1 protein-coding gene and 1 pseudogene are annotated in these 740 nt (G+C 42.4%); both read right to left on the bottom strand.

What is annotated here, in order from left to right:
* A pseudogene (locus AC3G7N_RS20920) lies at window positions 1–444 on the bottom strand (DNA/RNA helicase); the annotation flags it as partial.
* A gap of 55 nt (window positions 445–499) precedes the next feature.
* Window positions 500–740, bottom strand: a 241-nt coding sequence (locus tag AC3G7N_RS20925) for a DegV family protein (protein ID WP_489424084.1), incomplete at its 5' end; no start/stop codon positions are given.

The raw sequence follows: 740 nt of genomic DNA on the forward strand, positions 1-740 counted from the left end.
AATGAGAAGTTCTTTTTCAAGATTGGTTACAGCCTCAACAATCCGCTCACTGGCTAACTTTTGGCGCTTAGTCAGTTCGCCAATCCACGAACACGGATTAGCATGGCTTAGCCAGTCCGGTTTTGATCCTTGCCAACTGTATAGTGATTCACATTCCAGCACCCTACCCATCTCAATACATTTCCGGCAATAGAGATGCTGTTTACGACAAATTTGGCAGGGAATTATTCCAAATAATGAACGTTTTTGATTGTTGCATCGATTGCATTTAGGACCGCTAAATTTCCTGATGATGGAAGCATGGGGAATAAATTGTTGTTGATTGAGCAGTTGTTGAAATGTTGCATGGTCGAGGGGGATTTCCTTCCGAAGCAATAATTTGCCGGAATAGCGCAAAGCTAATGTCAGCTCAGAATGTGGATCAAAGGGGGTTAGTTCGTTCATGGCACACTCTCCTTATATTAATGGTGTGAAGCCGTTCGTACGGCTCCACAATTAGCTAGACTATATACCAGCCAATACCGATTGAACCCGACCCTAAATGGGTACCGATAACGGGGCCAAAATAACTGATTTGGCAATCAATTGAAGGATGTTTTTCTTCCAATTCCCGTTTCATTTCAAGCGCCTTTTGTTCGGCGTTTCCGTGAATGATTGCTACTTTTACTGGTTTCCCATTATTAATGTCTTCTTCCAATAAGCCCATAATTCTGTTCAACGCCTTTTTTCGAGTTCGGATT

It is taken from the genome of Virgibacillus carmonensis (assembly GCF_057836705.1).